The 15997-nt window shown below is 67.7% G+C and carries 11 protein-coding genes; 7 read left to right on the top strand and 4 right to left on the bottom strand.

From position 1 onward, the window contains the following. Positions 1–72: 72 nt before the first annotated feature. Both ACI2JH_RS16340 and ACI2JH_RS16345 read left to right on the top strand, forming a co-directional pair. Positions 73–1416: a dicarboxylate/amino acid:cation symporter gene (locus ACI2JH_RS16340; protein ID WP_101098978.1), complete on the top strand. Its 1344-nt coding sequence runs from the start codon at positions 73–75 to the stop codon at positions 1414–1416. Positions 1417–1654: 238 nt separating this feature from the next. Next, positions 1655–3946, top strand: a complete 2292-nt coding sequence (locus ACI2JH_RS16345) for an NADP-dependent malic enzyme (protein ID WP_320504829.1) — start codon at positions 1655–1657, stop codon at positions 3944–3946. 115 nt (positions 3947–4061) lie between these two features. On the opposite strand, the gene ACI2JH_RS16350 is transcribed toward ACI2JH_RS16345, so the two are convergent. Next, positions 4062–4760 carry a basic secretory protein-like protein gene (locus tag ACI2JH_RS16350; protein WP_404736719.1) on the bottom strand — a complete coding sequence of 233 codons (699 nt, stop codon included), beginning with the start codon at positions 4758–4760 and terminating at the stop codon, positions 4062–4064. Next, positions 4757–8101: a GH92 family glycosyl hydrolase gene (locus ACI2JH_RS16355; protein WP_404736720.1), complete on the bottom strand. Its 3345-nt coding sequence runs from the start codon at positions 8099–8101 to the stop codon at positions 4757–4759. Before ACI2JH_RS16355 ends, ACI2JH_RS16350 begins: the two co-directional genes overlap by 4 nt. Positions 8102–8314: 213 nt before the next feature. Here ACI2JH_RS16355 and ACI2JH_RS16360 point away from each other — a divergent pair, with 213 nt between their 5' ends. The 3 genes from ACI2JH_RS16360 to ACI2JH_RS16370 are packed head-to-tail and all read left to right on the top strand — an operon-like array spanning position 8315 to position 10953. Further along, entirely contained in the window at positions 8315–8512 is a 198-nt protein-coding gene (locus tag ACI2JH_RS16360; protein WP_042614687.1) for a zinc-finger domain-containing protein, read from the top strand. A 16-nt stretch (positions 8513–8528) separates the two neighbouring features. After that, positions 8529–9644, top strand: coding sequence for a glycosyltransferase (locus ACI2JH_RS16365; RefSeq protein ID WP_404736721.1), 1116 nt, complete (start codon positions 8529–8531; stop codon positions 9642–9644). Then, a complete protein-coding gene (locus ACI2JH_RS16370; protein WP_404736722.1) occupies positions 9625–10953 on the top strand; it encodes an O-antigen ligase family protein in 1329 nt (442 codons plus the stop codon). The genes ACI2JH_RS16365 and ACI2JH_RS16370 overlap by 20 nt, the downstream gene beginning before the upstream one ends. Positions 10954–11087: 134 nt before the next feature. On the opposite strand, the gene ACI2JH_RS16375 is transcribed toward ACI2JH_RS16370, so the two are convergent. Then, on the bottom strand, positions 11088–12005 hold the full coding sequence (locus tag ACI2JH_RS16375; protein WP_182657564.1) for an LpxL/LpxP family Kdo(2)-lipid IV(A) lauroyl/palmitoleoyl acyltransferase: 918 nt from the start codon (positions 12003–12005) through the stop codon (positions 11088–11090). A gap of 70 nt (positions 12006–12075) precedes the next feature. Between ACI2JH_RS16375 and waaA the strand changes: the two genes are divergently transcribed. Then, positions 12076–13395, top strand: a complete 1320-nt coding sequence (waaA, locus tag ACI2JH_RS16380) for a lipid IV(A) 3-deoxy-D-manno-octulosonic acid transferase (RefSeq protein WP_182657563.1) — start codon at positions 12076–12078, stop codon at positions 13393–13395. A gap of 129 nt (positions 13396–13524) precedes the next feature. Beyond that, a complete protein-coding gene (locus tag ACI2JH_RS16385) occupies positions 13525–14490 on the top strand; it encodes a hypothetical protein (protein WP_404736723.1) in 966 nt (321 codons plus the stop codon). A 63-nt stretch (positions 14491–14553) separates the two neighbouring features. On the opposite strand, the gene mgtE is transcribed toward ACI2JH_RS16385, so the two are convergent. Then, complete coding sequence (mgtE, locus tag ACI2JH_RS16390) at positions 14554–15939, bottom strand: magnesium transporter (RefSeq protein WP_182657561.1); 1386 nt, start codon at positions 15937–15939, stop codon at positions 14554–14556. Positions 15940–15997 lie beyond the last annotated feature (58 nt).

The raw sequence follows: 15997 nt of genomic DNA on the forward strand, positions 1-15997 counted from the left end.
AAGGGCGCCATCCGACGCCGCGTCACCTGTTCTTCGTGGCGTTGCCGTCATCAGTCCCTTCCGGAGCCCGCCATGCACGTTCCCGCCGCTTCCCCGGTGCCGACCAAGCCGCTGCCGTTCTATCGCCAGCTGTATTTCCAGGTGGTGGTCGCCATCATCCTGGGTGCCGTCCTTGGCCACTACGAGCCGCTGGTCGGCGAAAAGATGAAGCCGCTGGGTGATGCATTCATCAACCTGGTGAAGATGATCATCGCCCCGGTCATCTTCCTGACCATCGTCACCGGCATCGCCGGCATGACCCACCTGCGCACCGTGGGCCGGGTCTTCGCCAAGGCGATGGCCTACTTCATGTTCTTCTCCACGCTGGCACTGGTGGTGGGCATGATCGTGGCGCACGTGGTGCAGCCGGGCGCGGGCATGAACATCAACCCGGCCGATCTGGACCAGACCGCGGTCAACAGCTACGTGCAGAAGTCGCACGAGCTCACCCTGGTCGGCTTCGCGATGGACATCATCCCCAAGACGCTGGTCAGCGCGTTCGTGGATGGCAACATCCTGCAGGTGCTGTTCGTGGCGGTGCTGTTCGGCATCGCGCTGGCGCTGGTGGGCGAGAAGGGCAAGCCGGTGCTGAACTTCCTGGAGGCGCTGGTCGCCCCGGTGTTCAAGCTGGTGCATATCCTGATGCGCGCCGCCCCGATCGGTGCCTTCGGCGCCATCGCCTTCACCATCGGCAAATACGGCGTCGGCTCGCTGATCAACCTTGCCTGGCTGGTCGGCTCGTTCTACCTGACCGCCTTCCTGTTCGTGGTGGTGATCCTGGGCGCGGTGGCCCGCCTCTGCGGCTTCTCTGTGTTCAAGCTGGCGCGCTACCTGAAGGCCGAACTGCTGCTGGTGCTGGGCACGTCCTCTTCCGAGTCCGCGCTGCCCTCGCTGATGGAAAAGATGGAGCGCGCCGGCTGCAGCAAGTCGGTGGTCGGCCTGGTGGTCCCGACCGGCTATTCGTTCAACCTGGACGGCACCAACATCTACATGACCCTGGCGGCGCTGTTCATCGCCCAGGCCACCAATACCGAGCTGAGCCTGGGACACCAGATCGCCCTGCTGCTGGTGGCGATGCTGAGCTCCAAGGGCGCCGCCGGCGTCACCGGTGCCGGCTTCATCACCCTGGCCGCGACCCTGGCCGTGGTGCCGGAAGTACCGGTGGCCGGCATGGCGCTGATCCTCGGCGTGGACCGCTTCATGAGCGAGTGCCGCTCGCTGACCAACTTCATCGGCAACGCGGTGGCCACCGTGGTGGTCTCGCGCTGGGAAGGCGCACTGGACCGCGACCGCCTGAAGCTGGCGCTGGATGGCCGCGAAAGCGAGCTGCCGCCGCCGGTCGATGCGTCCCTGCCGCTCGCCTCTGCCAAGATCTGACCCTTCCACGTCAGGATGCGGGGCCCGTCAGCAATGACGTGGCCCCGCAGCTTTTTCCGCGCTGCCAGGCAGTCGTTGTCACACCCACGTAGGGGGCGCAGCGCGATGCTTGGCAGCACGCTGGAACCGGCAGGGTTGGTGCGCTGCAGCACGCGCGCGACAGCCCCGCGACAGGTCCAGCTCGCACAACGGGGGTATGATCCCCTGTCCCCCTTGCCCATTCATGTGCCCAACGTCGATGTCCAAAGAAGATTTCAAACAGGCCGCCCTCGATTACCACCGCATGTCGCCGCCGGGCAAGATCAAGGTCACGGCGACCAAGCCGATGCTGACCCAGCGTGATCTGTCGTTGGCCTATTCGCCCGGCGTTGCCTACGCCTGTGAAGCGATCATGGCCGACCCGCAGCAGGCCAGCGAGCTCACCGCCCGCGGCAACCTGGTGGCGGTGATTTCCAATGGCACCGCGGTGCTGGGCCTGGGCAACATCGGCCCGCTGGCCGGCAAGCCGGTGATGGAAGGCAAGGGCGTGCTGTTCCAGAAGTTCGCCGGCATCGATGTGTTCGACATCGAAATCGACGAGCTGGACCCGGACAAACTGGTCGACATCATCGCCTCGCTGGAGCCGACCTTCGGTGGCATCAACCTGGAAGACATCAAGGCGCCGGAGTGCTTCATCGTCGAGCGCAAGCTGCGCGAGCGGATGAAGATCCCGGTGTTCCATGATGACCAGCACGGCACGGCGATCATCGTCGGTGCGGCAGTGCTGAACGCCATGGCGATTACCGGCAAAAAGATCGAAGAAGTGAAGCTGGCGACCACGGGCATGGGCGCGGCCGGCATCTCCTGCGTCAACATGCTGGTGCAGCTGGGCCTGAAGCCGGAAAACATCCTGGCCTTCGACCGCGACGGCGTGATCCACACCGGCCGCACCGACCTGGATCCGGAAAAGGCGCGCTACGCGCGCGATACCGACAAGCGCACCCTGGCCGAGATCGTCGACGGCGCGGACATCTTCCTGGGTCTGTCGGCGCCGGGCATCCTGACTGCCGACATGGTCAAGACCATGGCGCCGGATCCGGTGATCTTCGCGCTGGCCAACCCCACGCCGGAAATCATGCCCGAAGACGTGCGCGCGGTCCGTACCGACGCGATCATCGGCACCGGTCGTTCGGACTACCCGAACCAGGTCAACAACGTCCTGTGCTTCCCGTACCTGTTCCGCGGCGCGCTGGACGTGGGCGCCACCGCGATCAACGAAGACATGAAGATCGCCTGCGTGCGTGCCATCGCCGCGCTGGCACGGCGTGCAGCCACCGACATGGGCTCGGCCTACGGCGGTGACACCCCCAGCTTCGGCCGCGAATACCTGATTCCGCGCCCCTTCGACCGGCGCCTGCTGGTCGAGTTGTCCGCCGCCGTGGCACAGGCGGCGATGGATTCCGGCGTGGCCACCCGGCCGATCGCCGACATGGCCGCCTACCGCCAGAAGCTCTCCGAGTTCGTTTACCGCACCAGCTTGATGATGAAGCCGGTGTACGACCGCGCGCGCACCGACAAGCAGCGCGTGGTGTACGCCGAAGGCGAGGAAGAAGTGGTGCTGCAGGCGGTGCAGAACGTGGTCGACGAGGACCTGGCGCATCCGATCCTGATCGGCCGCCCGGACGTCATCGAGGCGCGCATCGAACGTTTGGGCCTGCGCCTGAAGATCGGCGAGAACATCCAGGTCACCAACATCAACGATGACCCGCGCTTCAACGAATACTGGCAGTACTACCACGCGCTGACCGGCCGCCGTGGCGTCACCGTGGCCGCTGCGAAGAACCTGATGCGCTCGCGTCCGACCCTGATCGCCGCGGTGATGGTGGCGCGCGGTGAAGCCGATGCGCTGCTGACCGGCGTGGTCGGCCGCTTCCACAAGAAGCTCGGTTACGTGCGCAGCGTGCTGCCGCTGGAATCGAAGGTCACCTCGACCTCGGCGATGACCGGTGTGATCAACCAGCAGGGCGTGTTCTTCTTCGTGGACACCCACGTGCAGGAAGATCCCACTGCCGAACAGCTGACCGAAGCCACGCTGCAGGCGGCTTACCGCATGAAGCTGTTCGGCATCGAGCCGAACGTGGCACTGCTGTCGCACTCCAACTTCGGCAGCCACGATTCGAAGGACGCGCTGAAGATGCGCCAGGTGCGAGAGATGCTGCTCAAGCGTAATCCGCGCTTGAACGTGGACGGCGAGATGCAGGGTGATACCGCGTGGGATGAAGCACTGCGACAGAAGCTGCTGCCGGGCTCGACCCTTAGCGGCCGCGCCAATCTGTTCGTGCTGCCGAACCTGGAAGCGGCCAACATCGCCTACAACCTGGTGCGCGTGTTCACCGACGGCGTGGCGATCGGCCCGATCCTGATGGGCGTGGCCAAGCCGGCGCACATCCTGACCAGCAGCGCGACCTCGCGCCGGATCCTGAACATGACCGCGATCGCTGCGGTGGATGCGCAGATCCGCAAGCAGCTGGAGGCTGAAAAGAAGGCCTGAGGCCTTCTTTTCAACTTCCGCTGCCCACGCATTCCACCTTATCCCCGCGCCTTCGGCGCGCCCCCTTGAACAACAAGGGGGCTCTGCTTCGGATGGGGTGCGGGCGTGTGGGTTCTTATCGTGCTTTTACGTACGCCGCCCACAGGGCCGGCAGGGCGTGGCCGGTCTGCTCCCGCCACAGTGCCGGGGTGTAACGACCGCTGCGCAGCGCGTCATCCAGTGCCTTCACCAGGCCCGGATGGGCCGCCTCGCTCCATTTCAGGAATGCGCCGGTTACCCGGTAGCCGGTGTCGAAATTCTGCCCGTCCTTCACCGCCAGCGGCAGCGCCCAGCCGGCGGCGGCGTTGTCCACGCCGTAGCGGTCGCGCGCATAGTCGGCGATGCCTTCCACCAGCCAGCCCGGTACCCGCTCGTTGGCGTACTCCGGGTAGCCCTGCACGATGTGCATGGCTTCATGGGTCACCAGGTCGGTATCGCCAGGGTGCTTGGACAGCCACGCCGGATTGATCGTGATCGTCGCCGCCGTGGCCTTCTCGCCGACAAAGGCAATGCCGTCGTATGCCGGATCGATCACGATCGCGGCCTGCGTCGGTGCCATCGGATGGAAGTCGGCGCGCTGCGGCAGGTAGGCCTTGAAGAACGTGTCGATGATCCGCTGGCGCATGGCCTCAGGCAGCGCATCGTGTGCGTCCTGGTAGCGCAGGGTCACGCTGCCGCGCTGCTGCGTCGCTTCGAAGGCACGCGCGGCAGGGGAAGCGAGCAGGCACAGCGCAGCCAGTGCGCCCGGCAGCAGGCAAAGCGAAGCACGGTTCATGGTGTCGTCCCCGCGGCCAGCAGCTCTACTTCCGCCAGTTGCATCCGTCCGGGCGCACCGATGCGCAGGCGGTACTGGGCATAGCGGCCCGGCTTGGCGATGCGGAACGGACGGGTCTGCCGGGCCCAGGCGAAGTCTTCGGCGGTGCGTGCATCCAGCGTGGTCCAGCGACCGCCGGGAGTGCGTGCTTCCAGCGTCCAGGCTCCTCCACGGATGCTGTTCTCGCCACTGGTCAGGGTATACATCGACGCCGCACCATCGGCGATGCCGCTGAACATCACCGTGGCCTTCGCGCCCAGCGGCGCAGCCGTCGTGGCGTTGTCATCGACCAGCGCGTCCAGTGCACGACCGTCTTCCAGCCGCGCCTGCGCGCCCTTGGCCAGCAGGTCATGCAGCAGGGCAGGGCGCTGGCCGCGTGCGGTCAGCGACGGCAGTACATCGCCTTCGCCGGTGCCCCAGCGCGACGGCTGCGGACCCATCTGGAAGTCCAGCGTGGCGCCGGCGGCGACGATGTCATGCGGCAGCCAGGTCTTCGTCCATGGTTTGCCGTTGACCTTCAACGACTGCACGTAGACGTTGGCCGGGGAGTTGTCCGCCGCATTGACGGTCAGCACCGCGCCGTCCTGCAGGGTGACCTTGGCGTGCCGGAACAACGGCGAGCCGATCGCATACTCCGGTGCGCCCATCCGTAGCGGATACAGCCCCAGCGAAGCGAAGACATACCAGGCCGACGTCTCGCCGTTGTCTTCGTCACCCGGGTAGCCCTGGCCGATCTCGCTGCCCACGTACAGGCGCGCCAGGATCTCGCGCACATGCTTCTGGGTCTTCCACGGCTGGCCGGTGTACAGGTACATCCACGGGATATGGTGCGAAGGTTGGTTGCTGTGGGCGTACATGCCCATGCGCACATCGCGGGCTTCGGTCATTTCATGGATCAGCCCGCCGTAGGAACCGGCAAAAGCGGGATCAGCGGTTTCCGGCGTGGCGAAGAACGTATCCAGCTTGGCCGCCAGCGCCTCGCGCCCACCGTACAGCGCCGCCAGCCCTTCGCCATCGTGGGCGGCGGTGAAGGCGAACGTCCAGCCATTGGATTCGGTGTAGTCATGGCCCCAGACGCGTGCGTCGTAGTCCTTGGCAGCCACGCGCCAGCTGCCATCTTCGCGGCGACCCTGGAAGAAACCGGCGGCCGGATCGAACATGGTGGAGTAGGCCGCTGCCCGGTGGCCGAAGTAGTCCGCTTCGGTGGCGTAACGCTCGCGCTCAGCCGCCGAGCGGGCGTCGCCGGCGAGCCGGGTCGCCATGTTGGCGATGCCGAAATCGTTGAGCGCCCCTTCCATCGTCCACGACATGCCCTCGTGCACGTCGGCGCTGGCAAAGCCGGTGAAGAGGGAACGCTCCATGCCCTTGCGGCCGACATGCCGATCCGGCGGCACCACGGTGGCATTGCGCAGCGCCGCGGCATACGCGGTATCGATCTCGAAGCCGCGCACGCCCTTCAGCCAGGCATCTGCGAAGGCAACGTCCGAACTGGTACCGACCATCAGGTCGGCGTAGCCCGGCGATGACCAGCGCGCGACCCAGCCGCCGGCCTTGTACTGTTCCAGGAAGCCCTGCACCAGCGTGCCGGCATCCTCGGCGCGGAACAGCGCATAGGCGGGCCAGGTGGTGCGGAAGGTGTCCCAGAAGCCGTTGTTGACGTAGACCTTGCCATCGCGGATCGGTGCGAAACTGCGCACCGCGCTGCCATCGGAGTCCTCCGCTGCGCTGGCCTGGCTGGCGTAGCGCCACTCCGGCGCCTGTGCGGTGCCGACGTTCTCATGGCCGGAATTGGGGAACAGGTAGAGCCGGTAGAGGTTGGAGTACAGCGTGGTCTTCTGGTCCTCGCTGGCATCGCCGATGTCGAAGGCACCCAGTCGCGCATCCCACGCATCCTGCGCGCGGGCGGCGACACGTTCCAGGTCGTCGTCGGCGCTCAGTTCCAGGGCCAGGTTGTGGCGCGCCTGCTCCACCGAAATCAGCGAGGTGGCGATGCGCATGTTGACCTTGCGATCGCTGCCTGTGTCGAACTTGATGTAGCCGGTCGGGCGCCCGGTCTGCAGCGTGCCACTGCTGCGCCACGGACGGTCGAAACTCGCCACCACGTACATGCGCGTGGCGCCGTTGGACAGGCCGCTGCGGGTATCGGTGTAGCCGGACAGGGTCTGGCTGGCAGCGTCCAGGGTCAGCCCGCCGCGTGCATCGACATTGTCGAACAGCAGGTTGGCATCGCCGGTGGCCGGGAATTCAAAGCGGAACAGCGCGGCGTGGTCGGTCGGTGCGATCGAGGCGGCGATGCCGTTGTCGAAGCGCACGTCGTAACGATGCGGACGCGCGTTTTCCTGGTCATGCGAGAACGCCAGCGCGCGCTTGGCACGGTCCGCTTCGGGCACGCCGCGGCTGGACGATGGCATCACCTGGAAGGTCTGCCGGTCGCCCATCCAGGGGCTGGGCTGGTGGCTGAGCGACAGCGCCTGCAGGCGCGGGCGGTTGTCGGCGTCGTTGTGCTCGTTCCAGCGGTACAGCCAGTTCAGCACGCCGGCGTCGGTCACCGGTGTCCAGAAATTGAAGCCATGCGGCACCGCCGTGGCGGGGTAGTTGTTGCCGCGCGAGAAGCGCCCGTTGGATTGCGTGCCCCGCGTGGTGAGCACCCGGTCGGAGGGCCGCAACGGGGCCGCCGAAGGCGCTGCACCGAGCTGCACATCGTCGATCCAGCCGGACACCGGCTTGCCCGCTGCGCTGGCCACTTCCAGCTCCACCGCCACCACGCGGCGGCCGCGCAACGCGGGCACATCGCCCAGGCGCACGGTCTTGTGCGCCCACTGCTGCGGATACAACGTCTTTGAATCGCCCTGGGCGGTGGCACCCAGCGCGAACCCGTGCTGGTCACGCACGGCGCTGGCCGACACGCGCTGGCCGTCGTCAAGCAGCAGGTCCAGCGAAACATACGTGGAAGCGACGGTATCGCCGCCCACGATTTCGGGCAGCACCATCCAGCTCAGGGTGGTGTCGGCGTCGATCTGCTGGTCGGTCGCCAGCAGCACCTGGCGGGCGGTGCCACCGGTGCTGCGGTACTGCAGTGCGCGCTGGCCGCTGTAGCCCACGCCGGCCTTGGCCGCGTAAGGGTCTGCCGGGCCGGCCCCCACGCGCAGGCTCAGCGCGCCGCTGGCCGACGCCGCAGGCATCGCTTGACCGGCCTCGAACGAGGTGGAAAGCGCGGCCGCATGGGCGGCGGGAAGCATGGCTAAAGCCAGCGCGAGGCACAGCGGCGCGCGGCGCGCACGGTCAGACGCATTACGGGGCATTGCGGTCTCCTCCCAGAGCAACGCGGACCATCCTGCAACAGGCATGTTGGCGCTGACAAGTGCATTTGGTTCGATCCAAATTGGTGCATCGCGCCATATGGAACGATCCAAATATTCGCATCCGGCCACGGCCAGGGCCGCCGGCGTCGCCGAACGTGCGTCGCGCCGGGTGCTAGAATCGCAGGCCTGCCAATCCCATTCACGATGCCCGCCATGAGCCATACCGCCACCGCTCCCGCCAACGCTGAAAAGCGTTACACCGTGCACCGCGGCGACCTGCCGCTGAGCTGCCCGACGCCGGAGATGGCGCTGTGGAACTCGCACCCGCGCGTGTACCTGCCGATCGAAGACGAACCCAACGGCGAAGCGAAGTGCGCCTATTGCGGTGCAGTCTTCGTGCTGGCCGACTGATCGGGCGGCCGGGCTGATGCGCCGACTGACCGTGGTGCAGTTGCTGCCGGCGCTGCACTCCGGCGGTGTCGAGCGCTCTACGCTGGAAATCGCCGCCGCGCTGGTCCAGGCCGGCCACCGTGCGTTGGTGGTGTCTGCCGGCGGGCGGCTGGTCGAGCCGTTGCTGGCCAGCGGTGCCGAGCATCTCACCCTGGATATCGGCCGTAAATCGCTGCTGACCCTGCGCCACATGCCCACCCTGCGCCGCCTGTTCGCCGAGGTCGGCGCGGACATCGTGCATGCGCGCTCGCGGCTACCGGCCTGGCTGGGCCTGCATGCCGTACGCGCGCTGCCTGCCGCGCAGCGCCCGCACTGGGTGACCACCGTGCACGGACTGAACTCACCGGGACGCTACAGCGCGGTCATGACCACCGGCGAGCGGGTGATCTGCGTGTCCGAAACCGTGCGCGGCTTCGTCCAGCAGCACTACCCAACGGTGCCGTCCGCGCGCCTGCAGGTGATTCCGCGCGGCGTGGACACCGCGCAGTTCCCGCGTGTCGGCAGCCACGACAAACGCCCCAGGCTGGCGCTGGCAAAGGACCACCCCTGGCTGGCGGAAGTGACGGCGCCGGTGCTGCTGCTGCCCGGCCGCGGGACCCGGTTGAAAGGCCACATCCACGCCCTGCAGCTGCTGGCACGCCTGCATGCGGCCGGGGTGATGGCGCAGCTGTGGATGCTGGGCACGGACGAACCCGGGCGCGAGGCCTACGTACAGGAACTGCGCCGGCAGGCGCAGGCACTGGCGGTCGGCGATGCCGTGCACATCAGCGCTCCGACCTCGAAGATCGCCCAGGCCTACGCCGCCAGCGACCTGGTCCTGCAGTTGTCCGACAAGCCCGAAGCCTTTGGTCGAACCGTGGTGGAGGCCCTTTCCGTGGGCCGGCCGGTGCTGGGCTGGGGCCACGGCGGCGTGGGCGAACTGCTGCGCCAGCTGCAGCCCGGCGGCGCCGTCGCCCTGGGCGACATGCAGGCACTGGGTGAACGCGCGCTGGCCCTGCTGGCGGCGCCCCCGTCGCTGCCGGCACGCATCCCGTTTACCCTGCAGGCCATGCAACGCGACACCCTCCGCCTGTATGCCGACCTTGCCGGCTGACCCGCTGCCCGCCGTGATCGATGATCGCGCCGGCCGCTGGGCGCCGTGGGTGGTGCTGGCGTTCGTCGCGCTGTGGCCGTTGCCCGGCATCGCCGAAGGGGTGCTGGCGCTGGGCGCGATCTATGCGGCGGTGCGCATGGTCACCCGCCGCCTGCAGGGCCAGCCGCGCCTGCTCAGCCCGGCCGCCTGGGCGCTGACCAGCATCCTGTTCCTCGGCTACTGGCTGCCGCAGGCGCTGTCCGCGCTGGATGCAGTGGACCCTTCAGCGGCCTGGACCAAGACCGCAGCCGGGCTGCGCTACCTGCCTTTCATGTGGCTGGTCGCCATTGCGGTGGCCACGCCAGCCCGGCGCGCGTTGACGCTGGGCGGGCTGGCCGTGATCACCGCAGCGTGGACGCTGGATGCCCTGGTGCAGGCGACTACCGGCACGAGTCCATGGTTCTGGTCGCTGGACCAGCTCAAGCAGCTGGCCAGCCAGCGGCCGCTGTGCAGCCCGGAAGAGGCCGCCCTTGCCGACCGCCTGAGCGGCGCGCTGGGACCGTGCAACCTCAAATTCGGCCAGGTGCTGGCCAGCCTGTCGGCCTTCCTGCTGCTGCCCGTGGCGGCCCGTTTCGGCCGTTTCGGCTGGCTGCTGGCCACCCTTGCCGTGGGCGTGGTGCTGCTGTTGGCCGGCTCGCGTGCGTCCTGGGTGACGTTCGCGCTGGTGGCGGCGTACAGCGGCTGGCGCGTGATGGGCGGGCGCCGGCTGCTGCTGCTGGCCGCGTTCGCGGTGATGGTGGCAGCGGGGCTGACCTACACCGTTCCGCAGCTGCGTGAGCGCGTGGACCGCACCGCGCAGGCCTGGGAAGGCGATGACGACGGCATCGAGCAGGCGCTGTCCGGCCGTGGCCGGATATGGTCTGCGGCGGGCTGCATGATCCAGGCGCATCCGATCAATGGCGTGGGCGCGCGTGGCTTCCGCGATGCCTATCCAGGCTGCGATCCGGCGGCCGGAAGCACCGGTGTCTGGGGTGCGGGACCGGCGCTGCACGCCCATCAGATCGTGCTGGAAATCCTCGCCGAAACCGGGGTGATCGGCCTGCTGTTGTGGCTGGCGGCGGCCGCGCAGGCGTGGCGGGCATGGCGGTTTGCGCCGCCCTCGGCACGTGAGCGGGCGCGGCCGGCGATGCTGGCACTGGCGGTCACGGTGTTTCCGTTGAATACCCACCTGGCGTTCCATTCCACGTTCTGGGGTGGGGTCACGGTACTGCTGGCGGCGTTGTTCGCGGGCAGCCTGCTGGCGCGTGACGAGCCGGGTTCCAGCGGCTAGACCCGCTCCACATGCTCAGCGCATGTCGGCTGTCGGTAACGCCGACCCATGGTCGGCGGAAAGCCTCGGGTCGCGTTTTTGCGCCATCCGCCGACCATGGGTCGGCGCTACCCGAAGCAGGACGCGGATTGTTTCTACTCGTAATAGGAACTGCGGCCGCCGGGTTGGCGCTTGAAGCGGCGGTGGATCCAGAGGTACTGGTCCGGGGCCTCGCGCACCATCTGTTCGATGGCCTGGTTGACCCGCGCGGTATCGGCTTCCACGTCCTGGGTCGGGAAGTTGTCCAGCGGTGCGCCGACCTTCAGGTAGTAGTCGCCGCCTTCGCGGCGATGGAAGTACGGCACGACCGCGCAGCCGGTCATGCGGGCCAGCTGGTGGGTGGCGGTGATGGTGGCGGCGGTGTGTCCGAAGAAGGGCACGAACACGGTGTCCTTGCCGCGCATGTCCTGGTCCGGCGCATACCACAGGAACCCGCCTTTCTTCAGGTGCCGCACGCTGGCGCGGATGTCTTCGTTGGCGAACATCGCCGTGGCATAGCGCAGCCGGCCGAACTTCACTGCCCATTCGTAAACTGGATTGCGGTGCTTGCGGTACATGCCGGCCAGCTCGACGTGGTCGCACAGCAGGCGCCCGCACATCTCCAGGGTCATGAAATGGCCTGAAACCAGCAGCACGCCACGACCTTCGGCCTTCAGTTTGTGGAGGTGCTCCACGCCTTCCACGTGCACGCGCGGGCGGATGGTGGCGATGCTTCCCCACCAGGCGCGGGCGAACTCGAAAATGCCCACGCCGAGTGCATCGAAGCTGTCGCGCAGCAGGCGTTGGCGCCATGCATCATCCTTCTCCGGGAAACACAGCTTGAGGTTGACCTCCGCCGCCTTGCGTCGGCTGCCCGCCAGCCGCCAGCTGACCCAGCCGACGCCGCGCCCCAGCGCGCGCTGCAGCATCCACGGCAGCCGGGCGATGGCGAAGGCGCCGAGCATCACGGCGAACATGGGCCAGTTGCGCGGATCGCGCAGCGAAGGACGGGGGGCGGTGGTGGCATCGGACATGCCCCCATTCTACCAAGGCCCCATGGGCGGGCCGCGTGTCTTTCACCGGGCCCTCCCGTATCCTTCCCGCATGCGCAAAGACCCCGTCGAATGGATCCTGCGCGGCCTCTATTCGGCCGTGCTCTACCTGCTGCTGCCCATCACGGTGTACCACCTGGTCTGGCGCGGTTTCCGGGTGCGGGAGTACTTCCAGCGCTGGGACGAGCGCTACGCTTCCTACCCGGATTCGAGCTGCCAGCCACGTGTCTGGCTGCACGCGGTATCGGTCGGAGAGGTGAACGCCGCTGCCCCGCTGGTCAATGCACTGCGTGCGCTGCGACCGGACATCCGCTGGGTGGTCACCACCATCACCCCGACCGGCTCGGAGCGCGTGCGCGCGATCTGGGGCGATGCCGTGGACCACGTCTATCTACCGTACGACGTGCCCGGCAGCGTCGGGCGTTTCCTCAACCATTTCCAGCCCAGCCTGGCCTTGATCCTGGAGACCGAGCTGTGGCCGAACATGCTGTTCGGTTGCCGCAGCCGCGCGATCCCGGTGTATATCCTCAATGCCCGGCTGTCGGCGCGCTCGCTGCGCGGCTACCGCTTGCTGGCCGCGCTGATCCGGCGTGCACTGCGCACCGTCACCTTGGTAGCAGCGCAGTCCGATGACGATGCCGCGCGCTTCGTCCAGCTGGGTGCCGATCCGGCGCAGGTGCAGGCCCTGGGCAACCTGAAGTTCGACATCGCCGCGCCCAACGTGCAGGCTTTCGTCGAGCAGTTCCATCGCAGCGTGCCGCCGAAGCGACCGGTGTGGATCGCCGCCAGCACGCACGAGGGCGAAGAGCAGGCGATCATCGACCTGCACCGGCGCCTGCGCGTGCAGCATCCGCAGCTGTTGCTGCTGTGGGCACCGCGCCATCCGGAACGCTTCGCCCGGGTCGATGCGCTCGCCCGCGAACAGGGCTGGCAGGTGGCCACGCGTCGCGTGCAGCAGTGGCCGCAGGCCGACAGCGATGTGTTCGTGATCGATACCCTGGGTGAGCTGATGTCGTTCTATGCGTGTGCCCAGGTTGCGTTCGTGGGCGGCAGCCTGCAGGCCATAGGCGGCCACAACCTGTTGGAGCCTGCGGCGATGGGGACCGCGGCCGTCACCGGTCCGCACCTGCATAATTTCGCCGAAATCTCGCGGCGCATGCTCGAAGCCGATGCGCTGCTGATAGGACAGGACGTGCAGTCGGTGGGCGAACACCTGCAGCACCTGCTGTCCGATGCGCAGGCGCGTGAAGACATGGCACGCGCAGGCTGCGCGCTGGTCAGCAATGGCAGAGGTGCCTTGAAGCGCACGATCGCCCTGGTGGAACCGCAGTTGCCGCCGCCGCTCTCCAGCGCTGCTTCCGCCGACTGCTGACGTGATCGCGGCCGTCGCGGCGACGCATCGGCCGCGACGGCTTCTTTTCAGATTTGCCCGATAGGGCGCCCTGCAGCGGCGTCCTAGCGTCCACGAACAGGCATCTGCCTGCTTTTCGTGGAGAACGCCATGGTGCTTCGTCTTTGCCTGCCACGCCGCCGCCGTGGGGTGCGCCGGGCCATTGCCCTGCTATCGTCGATGGCTGCCTGCGCGCAGGCGGCCGGCGTGCAGGATGTACCGCATTTCATCGGTCCGCTGGCGACGCCGGGGCCCCCGTTGCCGAAGGGTGCTCTCAACATCGAACCCTATGTCGTCTCCAGCCGCTCGGCGGCCCGTTTCGATGGCGATGGCCATCGCCTGCGCAGCCCGGCGCCGATGCAGTGGAGCACCTCCATCCCGATCAAGTACGGGGTGACCGACCGGTTCAGTGTCGGCGGGACATTGCGCGGGCAGTACAACAGGCTGGCCGGCGGCAGCCGCGCGCTTGCCACCGGCGACACCACCGTGGCGGCATCGTTCGGGCTGATCGATGCCGGCGGGGCGCACCGGGCGCGCCTTGCGCTGACCGCGCGGCAGCGGCTTCCCACCGGCCGCCACGATCGGCTGGAGCGGCGCGACGTGCCCGGTAGTGGCACCGGCGCGGCCTCCACCACGATGGTGCTGCATGGCCAGGCCTACCTGCTCGAGGGACGGCTGCGCGCACGGGCCAGCGTCGACTGGACCCTGCCCGGGGCACGCGCACGCCTGCGCGGGCGCAGCGTGTACGGCACCGACACCGGATTCGATGGGCGCATCCGGCTGGGTCACGGATCCGGGGCCACGGCATCGGCGGAGTTCAGCGTGGCCCCACGTTGGACGCTGGTGGGCGAAGTGCTTTACGAACAGGACGGCGGCTCGACGCTGCGCGGCGACCAAGGGCATGGCAGCGCCGAGCGCCGACAACGGCCCTCGATGTGGCGGCTGTCCGTGCTGCCCGCCGTGCAGTATCACCTCAGTGACCGGGTCGGGTTGATCGGTGGACTGCAGGTGGGCGTGATGGGGCGCAATGCGACCGCGCTGGTTGCGCCACAGATCGCGATCAACATGGGATTCTGAAACGTCAGGTGGAGTGCAGCGCATCGTGGGGATGCGCTGCGCCCCGCCCGCATCGTGCTTGCCTCAGGCGCCCGTGCCGACCAGCTGGTCTCCCAGCAGGGCCCAGGCGAAGCCGAAGTAGACGAACACGCCAACCAGGTCCATCACCGAAGTGATCAGGGGCGATGACAGGGTGGCCGGGTCAGTGCCCATGCGACGCGCAAGGAACGGCAGCAGCGCGCCGATGACGCCGCCCAGTGCAGTGCACACCAGCATGCTCAGGCCGACCACCAGCAGCACGTCGACACCCACGCCTTTGCTGAACCAGGCCAGCACCGCTTCCAGCAGCGCGATGGTGATGCCCAGCATCGCCGCCACCGGCAGCTCGCGCTTGATGACGAACAGGACATGCCGCCAGCTGAGTCCCAGTTCGCCCAGCGCCATGCTGCGGATGACCAGCGTGGCTGACTGGCTGCCGGTGTTGCCCCCCATGTCCACGATCGGTGCGATGAACGCGGCAAGCACGATCGCCTGGCTGAGCAGTTCTTCCTGCGCGGCGACGAAGGTACTGGTGATGATGCCGAAGAAGGTGAGCACCGCCAGCCAGAACACGCGGACGCTGAACATCCGCCGCAGCGGGGTGGCCATCATGTCCAGGTCCGTGCCGCCCGCCACCGCCGTGCCGCCGAAGCGCGCCAGCTGGTTGGCATCCTGCTGTTTGTCGATGTCCATCGCATCGTCGACGGTGACGATGCCGATCATGGCCTGGCTGGCATCCAGCACCGGCACAGCCAGCAGGTCATAGCGGCGGATCAGCTCGGCGGCCTGCGCGCGCGGCCACGCGGCCTGGACGAAGACCGGGTCCGGCCGCACCAGGCTGGCCACCGTCGCATCACCGGCGGCGACCACCAGGTCGCGCAACGACACGGTCCCCTGCAGTCGACGCTGGTCGTCCAGGACGTAAAGGGAGTAGATCGTCTCGCTGCTGGGGGCGAGGGTGCGGATATGCGCAAGCGCCTGTGTGACGGTCTGGGCGCTGTTGACTGCGACGAAATCGGAGGTGGTGACCGAGCCGATCGACTGCTCGGGATAGGCGGAAAGCGTGAGGATGTCCTCGCGCTCCACGCCATCCAGCCCGGCCAGCAGGTCCGGTCGGGACAGCGCGTCGAGACGATTGAACAGATCCGCCCGATCATCGGCGGGCATCCGCTCGACCAGATCGAAGACGGTCTGCCGGGGCAGCAGGGCGATCAGTTCATCCTGCTGGGAGAAGGCCAGATGGGCGAACAGGTCGGCCCGCTGCTGCGGATCGAGCAGCAGCAACAGCGCTGACAGTGACTGCGCGGAGGTGCACAGCAAAGCTTCGGCGAGGTCGGAGGGATGCGATGCACGGACCAGCGTCGCGAAGCCTTCGCGGTCGGGTGCATGGGCAAAGCGGCGCACGGCGAACATCAGCTCTTCACGGTTCATCGTGATGATTCCTTTTTTTCTGGTTGAAGGAAGGGGGAATGCGGGGGGCGACGCGCGT

Origin of the sequence: Stenotrophomonas sp. NPDC078853, assembly GCF_044901215.1 — a bacterium.
In the GTDB taxonomy this organism is placed as follows: domain Bacteria; phylum Pseudomonadota; class Gammaproteobacteria; order Xanthomonadales; family Xanthomonadaceae; genus Stenotrophomonas; species Stenotrophomonas lacuserhaii.

Coding starts and splice junctions, on each gene's coding strand:
- ACI2JH_RS16350 (WP_404736719.1), bottom strand. CDS start 4,760: ATGAACCGTGCTTCGCTTTGCCTGCTGCCGGGCGCACTGGCTGCGCTG.
- ACI2JH_RS16345 (WP_320504829.1), top strand. CDS start 1,655: ATGTCCAAAGAAGATTTCAAACAGGCCGCCCTCGATTACCACCGCATG.
- ACI2JH_RS16360 (WP_042614687.1), top strand. CDS start 8,315: ATGAGCCATACCGCCACCGCTCCCGCCAACGCTGAAAAGCGTTACACC.
- ACI2JH_RS16370 (WP_404736722.1), top strand. CDS start 9,625: ATGCCGACCTTGCCGGCTGACCCGCTGCCCGCCGTGATCGATGATCGC.
- ACI2JH_RS16365 (WP_404736721.1), top strand. CDS start 8,529: ATGCGCCGACTGACCGTGGTGCAGTTGCTGCCGGCGCTGCACTCCGGC.
- ACI2JH_RS16375 (WP_182657564.1), bottom strand. CDS start 12,005: ATGTCCGATGCCACCACCGCCCCCCGTCCTTCGCTGCGCGATCCGCGC.
- ACI2JH_RS16385 (WP_404736723.1), top strand. CDS start 13,525: ATGGTGCTTCGTCTTTGCCTGCCACGCCGCCGCCGTGGGGTGCGCCGG.
- waaA (WP_182657563.1), top strand. CDS start 12,076: ATGCGCAAAGACCCCGTCGAATGGATCCTGCGCGGCCTCTATTCGGCC.
- ACI2JH_RS16340 (WP_101098978.1), top strand. CDS start 73: ATGCACGTTCCCGCCGCTTCCCCGGTGCCGACCAAGCCGCTGCCGTTC.
- ACI2JH_RS16355 (WP_404736720.1), bottom strand. CDS start 8,101: ATGCCCCGTAATGCGTCTGACCGTGCGCGCCGCGCGCCGCTGTGCCTC.
- mgtE (WP_182657561.1), bottom strand. CDS start 15,939: ATGAACCGTGAAGAGCTGATGTTCGCCGTGCGCCGCTTTGCCCATGCA.